This window comes from Paenibacillus sp. Soil724D2 (assembly GCF_001427935.1).
Classification (GTDB): Bacteria; Bacillota; Bacilli; order Paenibacillales; family NBRC-103111; genus Paenibacillus_E.
Map to the genome: position 1 here is coordinate 104,787 of NZ_LMRY01000003.1, position 13,916 is coordinate 118,702.

Genomic DNA, 13,916 nt, shown 5'->3' on the forward strand with positions numbered 1-13,916 from the left:
CTTTCTAAAGAAAGGATTTGAACACCCTTATGCCGCAAATGCGATATGTCATTCTTAAGCTCGAACAACAAGTAGAATTCGTTGAAATGCCATCTTCCTACTCTTATCAATTGACAGCTCTGAATCAAAGATTACACAAAGAATTAGAGAAATTGACCGCTGACTCTGTCCCTCAGCTTCCACGTGTTATTGCAGAATGCGACGACTTGGAATTGGTTGGCACAGCGCATACCCTCATTCAAGGTTTAGATTACATCAATCATTTGGAAAAGACCTTCGCTGGCATCCAGGAAAAGTCGTATCCGCTTATTTCCTTATTGACTGAAATTCGCGCGCTTCAAGCCCAACTGGAACAGTGGTATGAAGAGGAATTTGAGGGTTAATCTTTAAGAGTACGATTAAAAACACAAAGCAAAAAGTAGGACAAAGCAAAGAGTAAGGCAAAGCAAGAGTAAGGCAAAGCAAAAAAGAAAGACAAACCCAAAAAGTAACGCAAATCAAAAGGACCTGCACCCATCGAAGAAATCCTTCATATGCTATTATTACATGGCGAAGAAGGGGATGGGCATATGCCGCAATGGCTCTGTAATCAATTAATGCGGGCCTTCCAGAACAAAAACCGCAGACAAATCCGATTGCTGAATGATAGCTGGTACTTTTACCGCACCCGCCGCTCACAAGAAGAGTGGCCTGATACCCAATCGACGGACGGACCGGGCAAGCGTAAATTTTGATAAAAGAGCTAGTACTTGCGCGGAGCGGGTGCTGGCTTTTTTGCAATTCTGATTTATATAGTGAAACAGGGTAAAGTGTTATAATCAGAAAAAAGTAAACGTTTGTTAAAAAAAGGTTGCATATTTGAAATGTGCCCTCTATACTGTAAATAAATGTAATAGATTATCGGAGTGAAGCACACTCGATCTTGCAGAATTTCTGCGGTTCGGGTGTGCTTTTTTTCGTACATAAAAAAGGGGGAGTCGATAATAATGCCACGTAAAACAAGAGGTTGGTTAAGAAAAATGCGTGAACTTGGATTGGGGCGTCATGGGTTTGGTGGTTGGATGAGTGGTTCTGAATGGATGGTTCATCGAGGGAATTTAAGAGAGATGGCGGTAGTTCAGGAGAGGGAGGGCAGGAACAGCGCTGTTCTTGGGCACTTGGGATTGGTGCAAGGTAAGATAAGTGAAGTTCATGAGCAAGTAGGACTAGTACAAGGTAAGAACAATAATGTTCAAGAGCAACTGGGATTTTTGCAAGGCAAGATGAGCGTAGTTCAGAAAGATAATGTTTATCCATTGTTACCGAGAAAGGCTGCTGCTAAAATACCGCCTCTCTCACCTATCGCCTTGCTAGAGGCTGACAAGTGGGTGTTACGGAAGCAACTAATCATCCAAATAGCCAAGCGTCGCAGCGGCAAAGTACGACTTCAGGAAGTTGCTGCCGAATGCAATGTAAATATTCGTATCGCTGCAGAATGGTTGAAACGACTATGCCTGGAGGGGATGCTATCTCTTGTCGCTGGTCAGCGGAATGTGATGGTTTACTCCTTAAAGGATGTGGGGCGAGTTCATAAATAAACTCTTTAACCTCCCATGCTGGGGAGTATTGAAGATACTAGTTGGAGAGGATGATGTCGGGTAGGTGATGAAGATGACGCTCGGAGGTGGGCGTTATGAGTAACTTAAGGAAGGATGATGTGGAGATTGGTTGATGCGGGTAACGCCTCTTGGTTGGGCGTACGAGTAATTTAAGAAAGGATGATGTGGAGTTTGGTTGATGTCGGTATCGCCTCTTGGTTGGGCGTGAGAGTAACTTAAGAAAGGATGATGTGGAGTTTGAGTGATGTTGGTAACGCCTCTTTGTTTTGGCGTAAGAGTAACTTAAGGAAGGATGATGTGGAGTTTGGCTGATGTTGGTAACGCCTCTTGGTTAGGCGTACGAGTAGCTTAAGGAAGGATGATGTGGAGTTTGGCTGATGTTGGTAACGTCTTTTGATTGGGCGTATTAGTAGCTTAAGGAAGGATGTTGTGGAATTAGACTGATCTTGGTAACGTCTTTTGATTGGGCGTGAGATTAACTCAAGGAAGGATGTTGTGGAGTTTGGCTGATGTTGGTAACGGTATCGGTTAGGCGTACGAGTAACGCCCCACTCTAAACCCCCTCGATCCCGAATAGGAGTCCCTAAAGGCTGTTATTTGAGCAATTTCGATCAAAAATATTGAAATAGAAGTCTCTAAAAGCTCTTATTTGTAAATTTCATTATTAAAATTCTTATTTATATCAGAATAAGAGTCTCTAAGAGCTTCTATTTATCGAATATGGCATAACACAGGAGGAATAGCAGCCTTTAGAGGCTCTAATTGGCCAGCGATCGGCCAACAAAAAAAGCAGCTGGGAGCATAACGCTACCAACTGCTGCTGATTCTTATTACTGAGGCTTTTTCATGGTCAAGCCAACGCGACCTTTTTTCTCGTCTACGTTAAGCACCCAGACTTGGACGATGTCCCCAACGGACACTACATCCATGGGGTGTTTCACGAAGCCGTTTTTGAGCTGGGAGATGTGCACCAGCCCATCGTTCTTAATGCCGATATCGACGAAGGCACCGAAGTCGATAACGTTGCGCACCGTGCCGGTCAATTCCATGCCCGGCACAAGGTCTTCAAGCTGCAGCACATCGGTGCGGAAGATCGGCGCGGGGACTTCGTCCCGCGGATCTCGCCCAGGCCGCTGCAGGCTGTCTAAGATGTCCCGCATCGTCGGGACACCTACGCCTAGCTTAGGAGCCAGTTCCTCTGGCTCCAGCGTCTGCAGCAGCGCTAGCAGCTGCTGTGAGCCAAGCTGCGCCAGTTCCAGGCGCAGCTCCTTGAACAGCCGATCCACCACGTCGTAAGACTCCGGATGGATCGGGGTGTTATCGAGCGGGTTCCGACCGCCCGGAATCCGCATGAACCCGACACACTGCTCGAAGGTTTTCGCGCCAAGGCGCGGAACCTTCGACAGCTCCTGTCGGGAGCTGAACTTGCCGTTCTCCTCGCGATACTTGACGATGTTTTTCGCCAGTGTCGCGTTCACGCCCGACACGTACGAGAGCAAGGACGGGGACGCCGTGTTCAAGTCCACGCCGACATGGTTAACGGCCGACTCTACGACGGCCTTCAAGTTCTCGTCCAGACGTTTCTGCGAAACGTCATGCTGGTACTGCCCGACGCCGATCGCCTTCGGCTCGATCTTCACAAGCTCCGCGAGCGGGTCCTGCAGCCTCCGCGCGATCGAGATCGCGCTGCGCTCGGCTACGTCGAGCTCAGGGAACTCCGTCTGCGCCAGCTTCGACGCGGAGTATACGCTCGCCCCCGCTTCGCTTACGATCAAGTACTTGAGCTTCTGCTCTTTGATCTCAGCAATCAGCTCCGCAACAAACTGCTCCGTTTCACGGGAAGCCGTCCCATTACCGATCACGATCAGCTCGACGCCGTGCTTGCTGATCAGCTGCTTGAACTTCGCCTTCGCTTCCGCCACCTTATTATTCGGTGGCGTCGGGTAGGTGACGGCGATTTCAAGCATTTTACCGGTGTCGTCAATGACGGCCAGCTTACAGCCTGTCCGGTAAGCTGGATCGACACCCAGCACCACGTGCCCTTTGACCGGGGCTTGGAGCAGCAGATTCCGTAGATTTTCCGCGAAAATCTTAATCGCTTGCTCCTCGCCCATTTCGGTCATTTCACCGCGCACTTCGCGCTCAATCGAAGGTGCGAGTAACCTTTTATAAGCATCCTCTACAACGGAGCGAAGCACTTCGCGAACAACAGAATCGCCTTTGACGACCTGCCTAGCCATATAATCGTGAATTCTATCAACGGCAACATCCAAACCAACCTTCAAGACATCCTCCCGCTCCCCGCGATTAATCGCGAGAATGCGGTGAGGCGGCAAACGTTTAACAGGCTCTTGATAGGCATAGTACATCTCATATACGGATTCAGCCTTAGCATCTTTGGCCTCGGTACGCAAAATCCCCTGATCATGCGTATACCTACGCACCCAAGCTCGAATCTTAGCATCATCCGCGATATTCTCCGCAAGAATATCCATTGCGCCTTGAATCGCATCTGCGGCGCTTCCTACCTGCTTGTCCGCGTTAATATAACGCGCAGCTTCTTGATCCAGCGAGCCTTGGCGAGGCTGCTTCCAAATCCATTCCGCTAGCGGCTCGAGACCGCGCTCTTTGGCAACGCTCGCTCTCGTTTTGCGCTTTTGACGAAACGGTCTGTACAAGTCCTCGATTTCCTGCAGCTTCGCAGCGCCTTCAATCGATTTACGCAGTTCATCCGTCAGCTTGCCCTGCTCATCAATCAAACGAATAACCTCGATCTTACGATCCTCTAGGTTGCGCAAATACTGCAAGCGCTCCTCGATATCTCGCAGCTGATTCTCATCCAGCTCGCCTGTCATCTCTTTGCGGTAACGTGCGATGAACGGAATCGTGTTGCCCTCATCAAGCAGCCCCATTGTTGTCTTCACTTTGCCTGCGGGCAGCTGCAACTCAGCAGAGATCTGCTTCAGGATACGCTCCTGGATCTCTGCTTTCTTTTCTTCAGAGATCTGTATTTTCTCCCTTGGTTCCTCATACTCACTAGCCTTTGTCTTTTTTCCCTCTGTCTCATCCACTTCACTAGCCTTTATCTTCTTTCCCTCAGTCTCGCTCAACTGTTGCTCTTCCATTTCATTAGCCTTAATCTTCAACTCTTCCGTATTTGCCACAAACAGTTCCCCCACTTCTATTCATTTTTATTCCTATGTATGTATACAAACCAAAAAACGAGGGAACCAATCACCCTCGTCCGTTCCTGATCTTATTCAAAATTCTATCAGTCCCACACTAATTTGCAAAGCGTCGTCCACCTTGCGCATCGTTTCTTCATCCAAATGCGTAATTTTGTCCGTTAGCCGTTGCTTATCGATCGTTCTGATTTGTTCAAGCAGAATCACCGAATCTCGGTCGAAACCATGCGTTTCCGCATCGATTTCCACATGCGTGGGAAGCTTCGCCTTCTGGATTTGAGCGGTAATCGCTGCAACAATCACGGTTGGGCTAAAGCGGTTGCCGATATCATTTTGGATCACTAGAACAGGACGAACCCCTCCCTGCTCCGACCCTACAACCGGCGAAAGATCTGCGAAAAAAACATCACCACGTTTGACAATCACTGCTTACACCCCGCTTACTAAGCGATCAAGCGTACCGTCCGCTTCTTCCTCCGCTTGAAAAGCTTCAGATGCCATGCTGAGATTTATTTTCGCCATCTCCATATACCCACGCTGCATGGATTCGCGTAGACTGCGCTTTTTACGTTCAATTAAATACAGCTTCATTGCCTGGCGAATAAATTCGCTGCGATTAGAATTCTCCTTCTCGACAATACCATCCACTTCTTGCAACAGATTGTCAGGCAAGCTAATCATGATCCTTTTCGTATTATGCGCATTGCTCACACTTTCGCACCCCCAGAAACGATACAAAGACAATATTACCAGTATGTCATTCCAAAAACCAATTTATACAATAGATATATGCATCCAGTATATCAAATATGTTACACACTTGGATATAAGAATCCTACTTACATAGTATTCGATGGCCAATTCGGAAAATCCTCTCCATGCAAAACAAAAAATAAATGGTAATTTAATCTGATATTTTTAGTAGCGATGCCGCATGAGAGGATTAATTGCATCTATACGTTTGCCGTCGCGAACATACACGCGAGCAACACGATGTGAAATCATACAAATAATTTCATAGTTAACAGTACCGAGCTGACGAGCTACATCTTCAGCCGTAATACGTACTCCGTCTTGCTCCCCGATCACCACAACCTCGTCCAGAGACTGGACATCCGGTACATCCGAGACATTGATCATACATTGATCCATACAGATTTTACCGACGATTGGCACTCTTTTACCCCGAACAAGAACCTCCGCTTTACCCGAAAGCATCCGAGAATACCCATCCGCATAGCCAATCGGCAGTGTCCCAATTTGTTCGTGGCCCTTGGTGTGATAAATCGTACCATAGCTAACTCCAGAGCCTGGCGGCAGCGTTTTAAGATGAACAATCCCTGTTTTGAGACTAAGCACTGGCTTTAATTCAATTTTCGATTGATCGACTTCCTCAGAAGGATACAAACCATACATCGAAATCCCCAAACGCACCATCGAATACGTCAATCCCGGCAAATCTATGGCCGCTGCACTATTGCCCGCATGTATATATGGAAATGTAACACCTTTATCCGTAAAATAGCTCACAATTCGCTCAAAACGGCGATATTGCTCCATTGTATAGCTCTTATCTACTTCATCTGCATTCGCGTAATGCGTGAATAAACCCTCAACTTCCACATTCGGCAGCGTCAACGCTTCCTCAATGAATGGAATAGCATCCTCTTCCGTGTGCAAACCAAGCCGCCCCATGCCAGTATCCAGCTTAATATGGATCTTTAGCTTCTTTTGAAGCGCCTCGTCTTTCATTTGCCCCTGAAAACAAAGCTTTTCAAGAACATCCCTACTATAGACAGCAATCGTCACATCGAGTTCACGCGCTCTATCAACCCCTTCTGGAGGCGTATAGCCTAGTACCAGAATAGGTGCTGTGATCCCTGCATTCCTTAGTTCCAGCGCTTCATCAAAAAACGCAACACCCAAGTAATCCACACCCGCATCGAGAGCCTCTTTGGATACTTCAACAGCCCCGTGTCCGTACGCATCAGCTTTAACGACTGCCATCTGTTTCATTCCTGCCGGCAGTACCTTCTGAAAACCTTCAATGTTGCTTCGCAGTGCATCTAACGAAATCTCTACCCACGTGGGACGATAAAAAGCATCCACCAGCGTTCACCTCATTTATCCATTACAAGTAAACCTATGTTAAGCCTAATCACGAAAAACTGTCAACACTACTTTTGCAGACTTATAAACAACATTTCTTATATTTCTTCCCGCTACCGCATAGGCAAGGATCATTGCGTCCGATTTTACTTTTACCAGAAACAGCCTTTAGATCAGTCGTAGAATGGATCATACGAGCTACCGCCGGTTTCTGCTGAGTTTGAACACTTTCATTAGCAAAATAGCGGAATACGCGCATACCCGAAGCTTTTACAGCCATACTAATTGGCGTTCTCTGAAAAGCATACTTGATTTCAGACTCCGGCCTAAATTGTGCACTAACCAGTTCAAAACGTCCCAATAGAGCAACAACGGAATGCAGAAACACATCAGCGCTCTCGTCAAGAAGCTTCCCAGATTCCCTGTTACGCTTCCACTCAATCGTAACATCCTGCGCCTGATCTACAGGCCAGCTTGCTAGCACACTTGCGATTGCCTCTCTTGAGGCCTGAATCCTCTCAGGATAACCACCCTCGTTAGCTTCCTGCAGCTGTTCCCACGTAACCTTATTCCAAAGCGAATCTAATAGAACGACCGCTTGTTCCATATTTGTTAAATTAAGATAACGTGCTGCTTGGTTCGTAACTACACACTGTTGCTTGCTCTCTGTTATCAATCCAAGATTCTCAGCTGCATAGAAAAAGAATTGAAACAAAGGCACCTGATCCTGGTTCAAAGTCGGTTTACGAAAAAGCGCCAAGCCAAGCTTCTCATCAAGCTCTTTCCAAAAATTCCGCGGCAAATGTTGTCTTGCAGTCGTCAGTTTAATATTCTTTGCATCCTGCAAGGAAGCCAGAAACATTTGAAAATCTGCAACGATTTGAGGCACAGCTGTCTTTTCATCCATCCATTGCTCGAGCAAACTTTTATCTACCAAAATAGGTCTCATCTCAACCACGATAGGTGCAGATTCAGACGCCTGAAGAGCCATATAAGCCTTAAAGTCATTTGAATTATGCCAATTTTCCAAGGCTAGGTCACTATTTGCCTCCATATACTGTTCAAAACGCTCTACGAAAAATTCTTTATTCTTACATACATCTAATACATCAGCACACTGTTTAGCCGAAATCTTTTCAGATTGCTGAAGAAACTGCACCCATTTTTTTATCGAAGGTAAATAAGCACTTATATCAGACTTAGAGCTATTCAGTACATTGCTAATGTAGAAACGACCAAGAAAATCAACAATCGTCTCTCTTTGCAGCTGTTCATAATCAATTTCGTAATTGTTAAAATAAACCGTCGTCATAAATTGCATGCGATCCATATGTTTGTCAATCGTATCTGCTTTTAATTTGCCTTCCTCCGCAAGATACTTGCCGAATAGGGCAATCTCATTTTCCCAATATTGCTGTTGCACGTCCATTGTTAACTCACCAGTTGTTTTCATCAAAGACACTCCAATAACTATTTACTCCAAAGTTGCATTATACCAAAAAAACTCCCTTTATGGGGAGTTGGTTAAATCTTCTTGCTTAAAAATTGGATAAAAAAGGGGAAACACCTACACAAATCGTACAGAGTTTCCCTTTTTTCAGCTTATATTGACACAATATATTCTTATTTCCCGGACTGCCCCTCAGTCGCCATAGCGACTTTGATCATTTCATTCGTAGGCAAATCGCCAGTCGACAATCTGAACTCTACGCCGTCATTCGTCCAAGTGAGCGTCTTCTTCTCATCCCCCGTGAGCACGCCAATCGTGAATCCAAGATCAACAATCGTACCCGGTTGTAAGGACACTGATTTGGCCTGTGGTCTCACCTCGATGAGACTGAAGTTGTACTTCCCTTTGTATCTCAAAAGGACCGCTGCGTCCTCACCAAGCTTCATATCCGTGATATCCTGCTTCACTACATCTTTTGGCAAATAGGACGGCTCGATGATACCAATACTTTGCGCTTTGCTTGCCGCGGCAGTTGACTTCGTCGTATCTGTTCCAGGTTTAGTCGCTGTAGCCTTTTGCCCATCTTGAGCTTGGCCAGCTGCTTGATCAGATTGACCGCCTGTTGCTGACAGATTCTTATCTGATACAGACTTATCACCTGTTGCTGGGTGATTGGCATCCGCTGCACCAGCCATCGTAGGTAAAGACTTCAAATTCCAGCTGGTCATATTGCGCTCCATTTGGAAATAGTCCTTGTCGAACTTAGCATCGAATTCAAAATTCGTAAAATTCACTTGAACCAATACATTCTTATTCGCATCCGACACCTGAACCTGCTTAGGCGCGAGTGTCTTCTTATTCAGCCAAATTTTTTGGCGTGACAGCTGCTCATTTTGATAATTGGCTGCAACATCGAACACGTAGGCATCATTATCCGTCGTAAATTGGCGATCCTTATCCGCAATTATACTCTTCGCAAGAGACTGGAACAGATACACCTGCCCCTGATTCTCCGGCCAATCGCTTTGGAAGCGGAAGCTCTTCTTGAGATGCGGGGTAAGTACAAACACGCCCTCCTCATTACGCAGCACGATCTGCGTGACGTCCTTCCCCGCATTCGTAAGCGAAATGCGGTAGAAATGTTCCGGCGAGTAAGCCACCTCCACCTGATACTCCTGCGGCTGCTGCCCTGTGTTCAAAATCATGCTGCCTGAAGCCTGATAACTGCCCGACTTGCTGATCACATGATCCAAATCCTTTACGATAGATCCTGCATCCTTCTTGCCCATCCCGCATCCCGCGAGAACCAATGCTAAGCACATCACCACTGCTACCACCCATGTGACCCGGCGCATTCGATCATCCCCTCACTCATGATTAACATCAACATAGTACATGCATATGAGGGGACTTGGCCGATTATGCAGACGAGTTGGGGCTTGGCCCTGAAAAAGGTTTTATAAAGGAATTATTAAACATTTCAGCAGCCTTTCAGATTGTATACATAATTTATTCATAATCTTCTGGCATGATGGTTTGTAGGATCAATACCATGAACCGGAGGGTTTTTATTGAATAACAATCAGAGAATCGTGCTTCAAGCTTCACGAGGAGCGGCAGCATTTTTTGTGCTGCTGTTTCATACATCAGCCATGTCCTTCAAGTACTTTCAATACAACTTACTGGGGATCAGCGCTATAGGACGATCGGGTGGTGTAGATTTCTTTTTCGTACTTACTGGTTTTCTGCTGTATCATACATATGGCCATAAGATCGGAACCAAAATGAGCGTTCTTCCCTATCTATCGAATCGGCTAATACGTATCTACCCTTTCTACTGGCTAATTACACTCGTTGTACTGCCCGTTTATTTTATGGTCCCGAGCTTTGGCTACGGATATGAGACACATAAAGATACCATCATCAAATCATTCCTACTGCTGCCTCAAGCTCATGGTCCGGTACTCCCAGTTGCCTGGTCGTTAAGTTACTTTGTACTCTTTTACTTGGTTTTCAGCCTTCTCATGGCACTTGGCAAAAAGCCAGCCTATCTCTTCCTTTCCATATGGGTTACATTAACCCTTTGCCATTTTCTACATGTACCTCTGATTGGTGCTGATATTGACCGTCATTTCTATTTAAACTTCCTCTTCAGTGATGTTAATTTGGAATTTATTACAGGCTGTTTATTGGCCAAATGGGTGGAGCATCATAGAAATAAACACTACAAATTGTTGATTGGTATAGGTTTGTTTGGCTTTGCGCTAATATGGGTGAACAACAAATATCTTTTTGCCCCTTATCACAATTACCTGCTTTACATCATACCAGCTACATTTGTACTATTAGGCGCTTCATCTGTTCCTGAACAACTCCAGTTGCCTTATTGGGTGGAAATCCTGAGCAAGCTAGGAAATGCCTCATATACGATTTTGCTAACGCATCTATTGTTTATTTCAATCTTAATGAAATTGAGTGTGGCGACACATTTGGTTAACCAGCTTGGATTTCTAGTTACGGATCTCATTACTGTGGCGATGGTCGTGCCCCTATGCTATGCAGCTTATAGACTTGCTGAGAAACCGCTTGTTACTGGGCTCAAAAATACAATGAAATTAAGTCCTTCCAAGGCATCTAATCCTGTTTCATAGGTAAAAAGGCTGCATTGGCTTTGATTAGCCCATGCAGCCTCTTTATGTGTTAAAAAAAGCCAAGTAAATTAGATGCTCTCGTCTTGTAGTTGAGTAGAGAACTGAAATTCCTTTGCGAACGCGTATGCAAAAAAAAAGCAAGATTAGGTTAGCTAATCTTACTCATTTATTTTACCAATTTGAGTGTACGTATGCTTGCCGGATGCTCCATCATTGGAACACCAATACCTGCAATCTGCTCACCTTGTTGTATTTGAACTTGTTTGATATCTTGTAAAGTTTCTTCAATTTTTATCAAGCTATTTTCAACACCTGAGAGACGATCCTCTACACCAGTGAGATGATTCTCAACGCCAGTGAGCCGATCCTCAACATTGCCCAATCGCCTGTCTATACTTTCTACCCGATCTTTAATGGCCGTAACATCAGCGCCTATCTCATTCAATCTCCTGAGTATCGCACTTAGAAATTCACGGTCTATCATTTCACTCATCAAGATTAACCTCCACACCAGAAGCTATATACATTTCATTATACCCGAGAATTAATTCAAACGATATCCTTTCTTCCTTCTTCAAAACCATCCATTAACAGACTTCAAAAGCTAATTTTTAAAAATTGATCTCCGCATCTTTTAGCAACGGGTGCTTCTGATCCTTCTCCGATAAAATAGGATTAGCTGTCGGCCAATCAATTCCAATAGCCGGATCGCTCCACAAGATTCCCCTATCATGTACAGGAGAGTAATACTCATCCACCTTGTATAACACTTGAGTTTGGGGCTCAGTCGTACAAAACCCGTGAGCAAAACCTTGAGGAACAAGCAGCTGGCGCTTATTGGCCGCACTTAGAAAGATACCCACCCATTCACCGAAGGTAGGAGATTTTTTACGGATATCAACAGCCACATCATAAATTGCACCTGAAACAACCCGAACTAGCTTCGTTTGAGCTTTAGGATTCAACTGAAAATGAAGTCCCCGCAAAACTCCAACTTCTACAGACAAAGAATGATTGTCTTGAACAAAAGGAATATCTATTCCATGCTCCGCCAATTTCGCACGATGATAACTTTCCATAAAAAAGCCCCGATGATCCCCATGAACATCAGGCTCAATAATAAATAACCCTGGCAGCTTTGTGGCAATAACATTCATCAGCTAGATCACCTCTGTAACTAACGTATGCATGATTATTTATAATTGTCTCTAGCTAGTGCTTCAGTTTCCGACACTTTCAAAACAAAAAAAGAAACTGCCAGGAGCTATAAATAGCCTCAGCAGCCTCTTTATTTATGAGATACGTCTACCACATATACACAACACCGGCAATAATGGCCGCCCAGATCAGGGAGCCGAACACAACACCAACAATCAACCCTTTGCCAACCGACAAATGATCATCCTGGTAAGCGTCTTCATGATCGATCATAATAATAACCTCCCCGCATACTAAGTATATGCATAGTATGGGGAAGATGTTGACGAATCATGCGGTTGATGCGAAAAAATTTTTAGTACGCATTTTTATTAATAAAACCGTTAATAATCGTTCTCCAAATAATTTTAATATCGAATAAAAAAGTCCAATTTTCAATATAGAAAATGTCGTGCTTGATGCGTTCTTCGATTGAAGTATCTCCTCGCAAGCCATTGCTCTGCGCCCAGCCTGTAATCCCAGGACGAATATGATGCTTCACCATATACTTCGGAACTTCTTCCTTGAATTGTTCCACGAAATAAGGACGTTCCGGTCTTGGACCGACGACACTCATATGTCCAAAAAGCACATTAAAAAACTGCGGCAGCTCATCAAGACTCGTTTTGCGGAGGAAGGTACCGACCTTCGTTCGCCGCGGGTCATTTTCAACCGTCCACTCCGTATTGGAGGCACTCTCTGCCAATACATTCATACTGCGGAACTTATACATCATAAACCTTCTACGGTTTAGACCTACGCGCTCTTGCTTAAAAATGATCGGACCTGGAGAAGTTAACTTAATAGCAATAATGGATGCAATCATAACGGGCAAAGTAATAAGAATAGCCATAGAAGCGAAAATAATATCGAAAGCTCGCTTGAAAAGTCGATTTCGGAACTCATCCAGTGGGATATCACGTACGTTAATCAGCGGCATATCGGCAAAATTATCGAAATAAGGACGGGACGGTAAGAAATCATAAAAATCCGGTATGATAAGTGTTTTAACGCCTATTTTTTCACAGACATTGATAATGCTGCCGAACTTGCGATGCGCATCTAAAGGTAGTGCGATAATGACCTCATCAATGATGAGATCGTTCAATATGGACTCCAGATCGTCGATCTTTCCTATAATTGGCTTATAGCTCTGGTAAGTTACTTCGTGTTTCTCCTGATAATCATCAAGGAATCCAACGACTTCATACCCTAACTCTGGATGCTGTCTCAGCTTCGTGTAGAACTGACGGCCGAGTGAGCCTGCACCGAGAATAAGAATGAATTGCTTGTTGTAGCCTTTTTGCCGGACACGCTTTAGCGAGATTTTAATCATATAACGATAAAAACTGATGAAAAGGATATTGTTGACTAAGAATAATAAGAGATAAGAACGTGAGACGTCGACTTCTTTTAAAATGAACAATACACTTAACAACAGTAGCAAGCTTAATACATGGACTTGTATAATTTTCAGAACCTCATAGGAGAATTGCTTCCTTCGCTTAGGTGTATAAAAGTTCATCATATAACTGAGTATAATTGCTATTATTGCGTAACAGACACTCCACATTATGTAATGCTTGAACGGAAGAGGTGGATCAAAAGGAATCCAGCCGCTTCTAAATTTCAGCCACCATGAAAGTAGGAACACGAGCTGAATACATATGAAGTCGGCCAGTGCATATAGTTGAGTCAAAAACCCTTGACTCTGTCGAATCAATGT

14 protein-coding genes are annotated in these 13,916 nt (G+C 44.7%); 4 read left to right on the forward strand and 10 right to left on the reverse strand.

Annotated elements, in window-relative coordinates:
• Positions 1–29: 29 nt before the first annotated feature.
• The 3 genes from ASG85_RS05445 (at position 30) to ASG85_RS05450 (ending at position 1,577) form a co-directional block, all read left to right on the forward strand.
• A complete protein-coding gene (locus ASG85_RS05445) occupies positions 30–383 on the forward strand; it encodes a hypothetical protein (protein ID WP_057304982.1) in 354 nt (117 codons plus the stop codon).
• Between the two features lie 186 nt (positions 384–569).
• Positions 570–734, forward strand: coding sequence for a cortex morphogenetic protein CmpA (gene cmpA, locus ASG85_RS37620; protein WP_090818813.1), 165 nt, complete (start codon positions 570–572; stop codon positions 732–734).
• Between the two features lie 252 nt (positions 735–986).
• Positions 987–1,577 (forward strand): hypothetical protein, encoded by a 591-nt coding sequence (locus tag ASG85_RS05450; RefSeq protein WP_060645573.1) that lies wholly within the window; start codon positions 987–989, stop codon positions 1,575–1,577.
• An 851-nt stretch (positions 1,578–2,428) separates the two neighbouring features.
• Here ASG85_RS05450 and ASG85_RS05455 read toward each other — a convergent pair.
• The 6 genes from ASG85_RS05455 to ASG85_RS05480 all read right to left on the reverse strand — a co-directional run bounded on the left by ASG85_RS05455 (position 2,429) and on the right by ASG85_RS05480 (position 9,697).
• Positions 2,429–4,723: a Tex family protein gene (locus tag ASG85_RS05455; protein WP_082587984.1), complete on the reverse strand. Its 2,295-nt coding sequence runs from the start codon at positions 4,721–4,723 to the stop codon at positions 2,429–2,431.
• Between the two features lie 135 nt (positions 4,724–4,858).
• The gene (locus ASG85_RS05460; RefSeq protein ID WP_028553893.1) at positions 4,859–5,209 is read right to left on the reverse strand and encodes a type II toxin-antitoxin system PemK/MazF family toxin; all 351 of its coding nucleotides are present in this window, start codon (positions 5,207–5,209) and stop codon (positions 4,859–4,861) included.
• A 3-nt stretch (positions 5,210–5,212) separates the two neighbouring features.
• Complete coding sequence (locus tag ASG85_RS05465) at positions 5,213–5,494, reverse strand: CopG family ribbon-helix-helix protein (RefSeq protein WP_028553892.1); 282 nt, start codon at positions 5,492–5,494, stop codon at positions 5,213–5,215.
• Between the two features lie 207 nt (positions 5,495–5,701).
• A complete protein-coding gene (gene alr, locus ASG85_RS05470) occupies positions 5,702–6,892 on the reverse strand; it encodes an alanine racemase (protein ID WP_060645574.1) in 1,191 nt (396 codons plus the stop codon).
• An 82-nt stretch (positions 6,893–6,974) separates the two neighbouring features.
• Positions 6,975–8,345 (reverse strand): YecA family protein, encoded by a 1,371-nt coding sequence (locus ASG85_RS38980; protein WP_060645575.1) that lies wholly within the window; start codon positions 8,343–8,345, stop codon positions 6,975–6,977.
• A 170-nt stretch (positions 8,346–8,515) separates the two neighbouring features.
• A complete protein-coding gene (locus ASG85_RS05480) occupies positions 8,516–9,697 on the reverse strand; it encodes an outer membrane lipoprotein-sorting protein (protein ID WP_060645576.1) in 1,182 nt (393 codons plus the stop codon).
• 216 nt (positions 9,698–9,913) lie between these two features.
• Here ASG85_RS05480 and ASG85_RS05485 point away from each other — a divergent pair, with 216 nt between their 5' ends.
• Entirely contained in the window at positions 9,914–10,993 is a 1,080-nt protein-coding gene (locus ASG85_RS05485; protein WP_060645577.1) for an acyltransferase family protein, read from the forward strand.
• A gap of 166 nt (positions 10,994–11,159) precedes the next feature.
• Here ASG85_RS05485 and ASG85_RS05490 read toward each other — a convergent pair whose 3' ends face one another.
• The 4 genes from ASG85_RS05490 to ASG85_RS05500 form a co-directional block, all read right to left on the reverse strand.
• Positions 11,160–11,486, reverse strand: coding sequence for a hypothetical protein (locus tag ASG85_RS05490; RefSeq protein WP_060645578.1), 327 nt, complete (start codon positions 11,484–11,486; stop codon positions 11,160–11,162).
• 118 nt (positions 11,487–11,604) lie between these two features.
• Positions 11,605–12,150 (reverse strand): dTDP-4-dehydrorhamnose 3,5-epimerase, encoded by a 546-nt coding sequence (gene rfbC, locus ASG85_RS05495; RefSeq protein ID WP_060645579.1) that lies wholly within the window; start codon positions 12,148–12,150, stop codon positions 11,605–11,607.
• 148 nt (positions 12,151–12,298) lie between these two features.
• Positions 12,299–12,424: a hypothetical protein gene (locus tag ASG85_RS39540; protein ID WP_261302619.1), complete on the reverse strand. Its 126-nt coding sequence runs from the start codon at positions 12,422–12,424 to the stop codon at positions 12,299–12,301.
• A gap of 82 nt (positions 12,425–12,506) precedes the next feature.
• A complete protein-coding gene (locus ASG85_RS05500) occupies positions 12,507–13,913 on the reverse strand; it encodes an undecaprenyl-phosphate glucose phosphotransferase (protein ID WP_060645580.1) in 1,407 nt (468 codons plus the stop codon).
• Positions 13,914–13,916 lie beyond the last annotated feature (3 nt).

Bases quoted from the DNA above. Each gene is read 5' to 3' on its own strand.
- ASG85_RS05445 (WP_057304982.1), top strand. From the start codon at position 30: ATGCCGCAAATGCGATATGTCATTCTTAAGCTCGAACAACAAGTAGAA.
- cmpA (WP_090818813.1), top strand. From the start codon at position 570: ATGCCGCAATGGCTCTGTAATCAATTAATGCGGGCCTTCCAGAACAAA.
- ASG85_RS05450 (WP_060645573.1), top strand. From the start codon at position 987: ATGCCACGTAAAACAAGAGGTTGGTTAAGAAAAATGCGTGAACTTGGA.
- ASG85_RS05455 (WP_082587984.1), bottom strand. From the start codon at position 4,723: ATGGAAGAGCAACAGTTGAGCGAGACTGAGGGAAAGAAGATAAAGGCT.
- ASG85_RS38980 (WP_060645575.1), bottom strand. From the start codon at position 8,345: ATGAAAACAACTGGTGAGTTAACAATGGACGTGCAACAGCAATATTGG.
- ASG85_RS05480 (WP_060645576.1), bottom strand. From the start codon at position 9,697: ATGCGCCGGGTCACATGGGTGGTAGCAGTGGTGATGTGCTTAGCATTG.
- ASG85_RS05490 (WP_060645578.1), bottom strand. From the start codon at position 11,486: ATGAGTGAAATGATAGACCGTGAATTTCTAAGTGCGATACTCAGGAGA.
- rfbC (WP_060645579.1), bottom strand. From the start codon at position 12,150: ATGAATGTTATTGCCACAAAGCTGCCAGGGTTATTTATTATTGAGCCT.
- ASG85_RS39540 (WP_261302619.1), bottom strand. From the start codon at position 12,424: ATGATCGATCATGAAGACGCTTACCAGGATGATCATTTGTCGGTTGGC.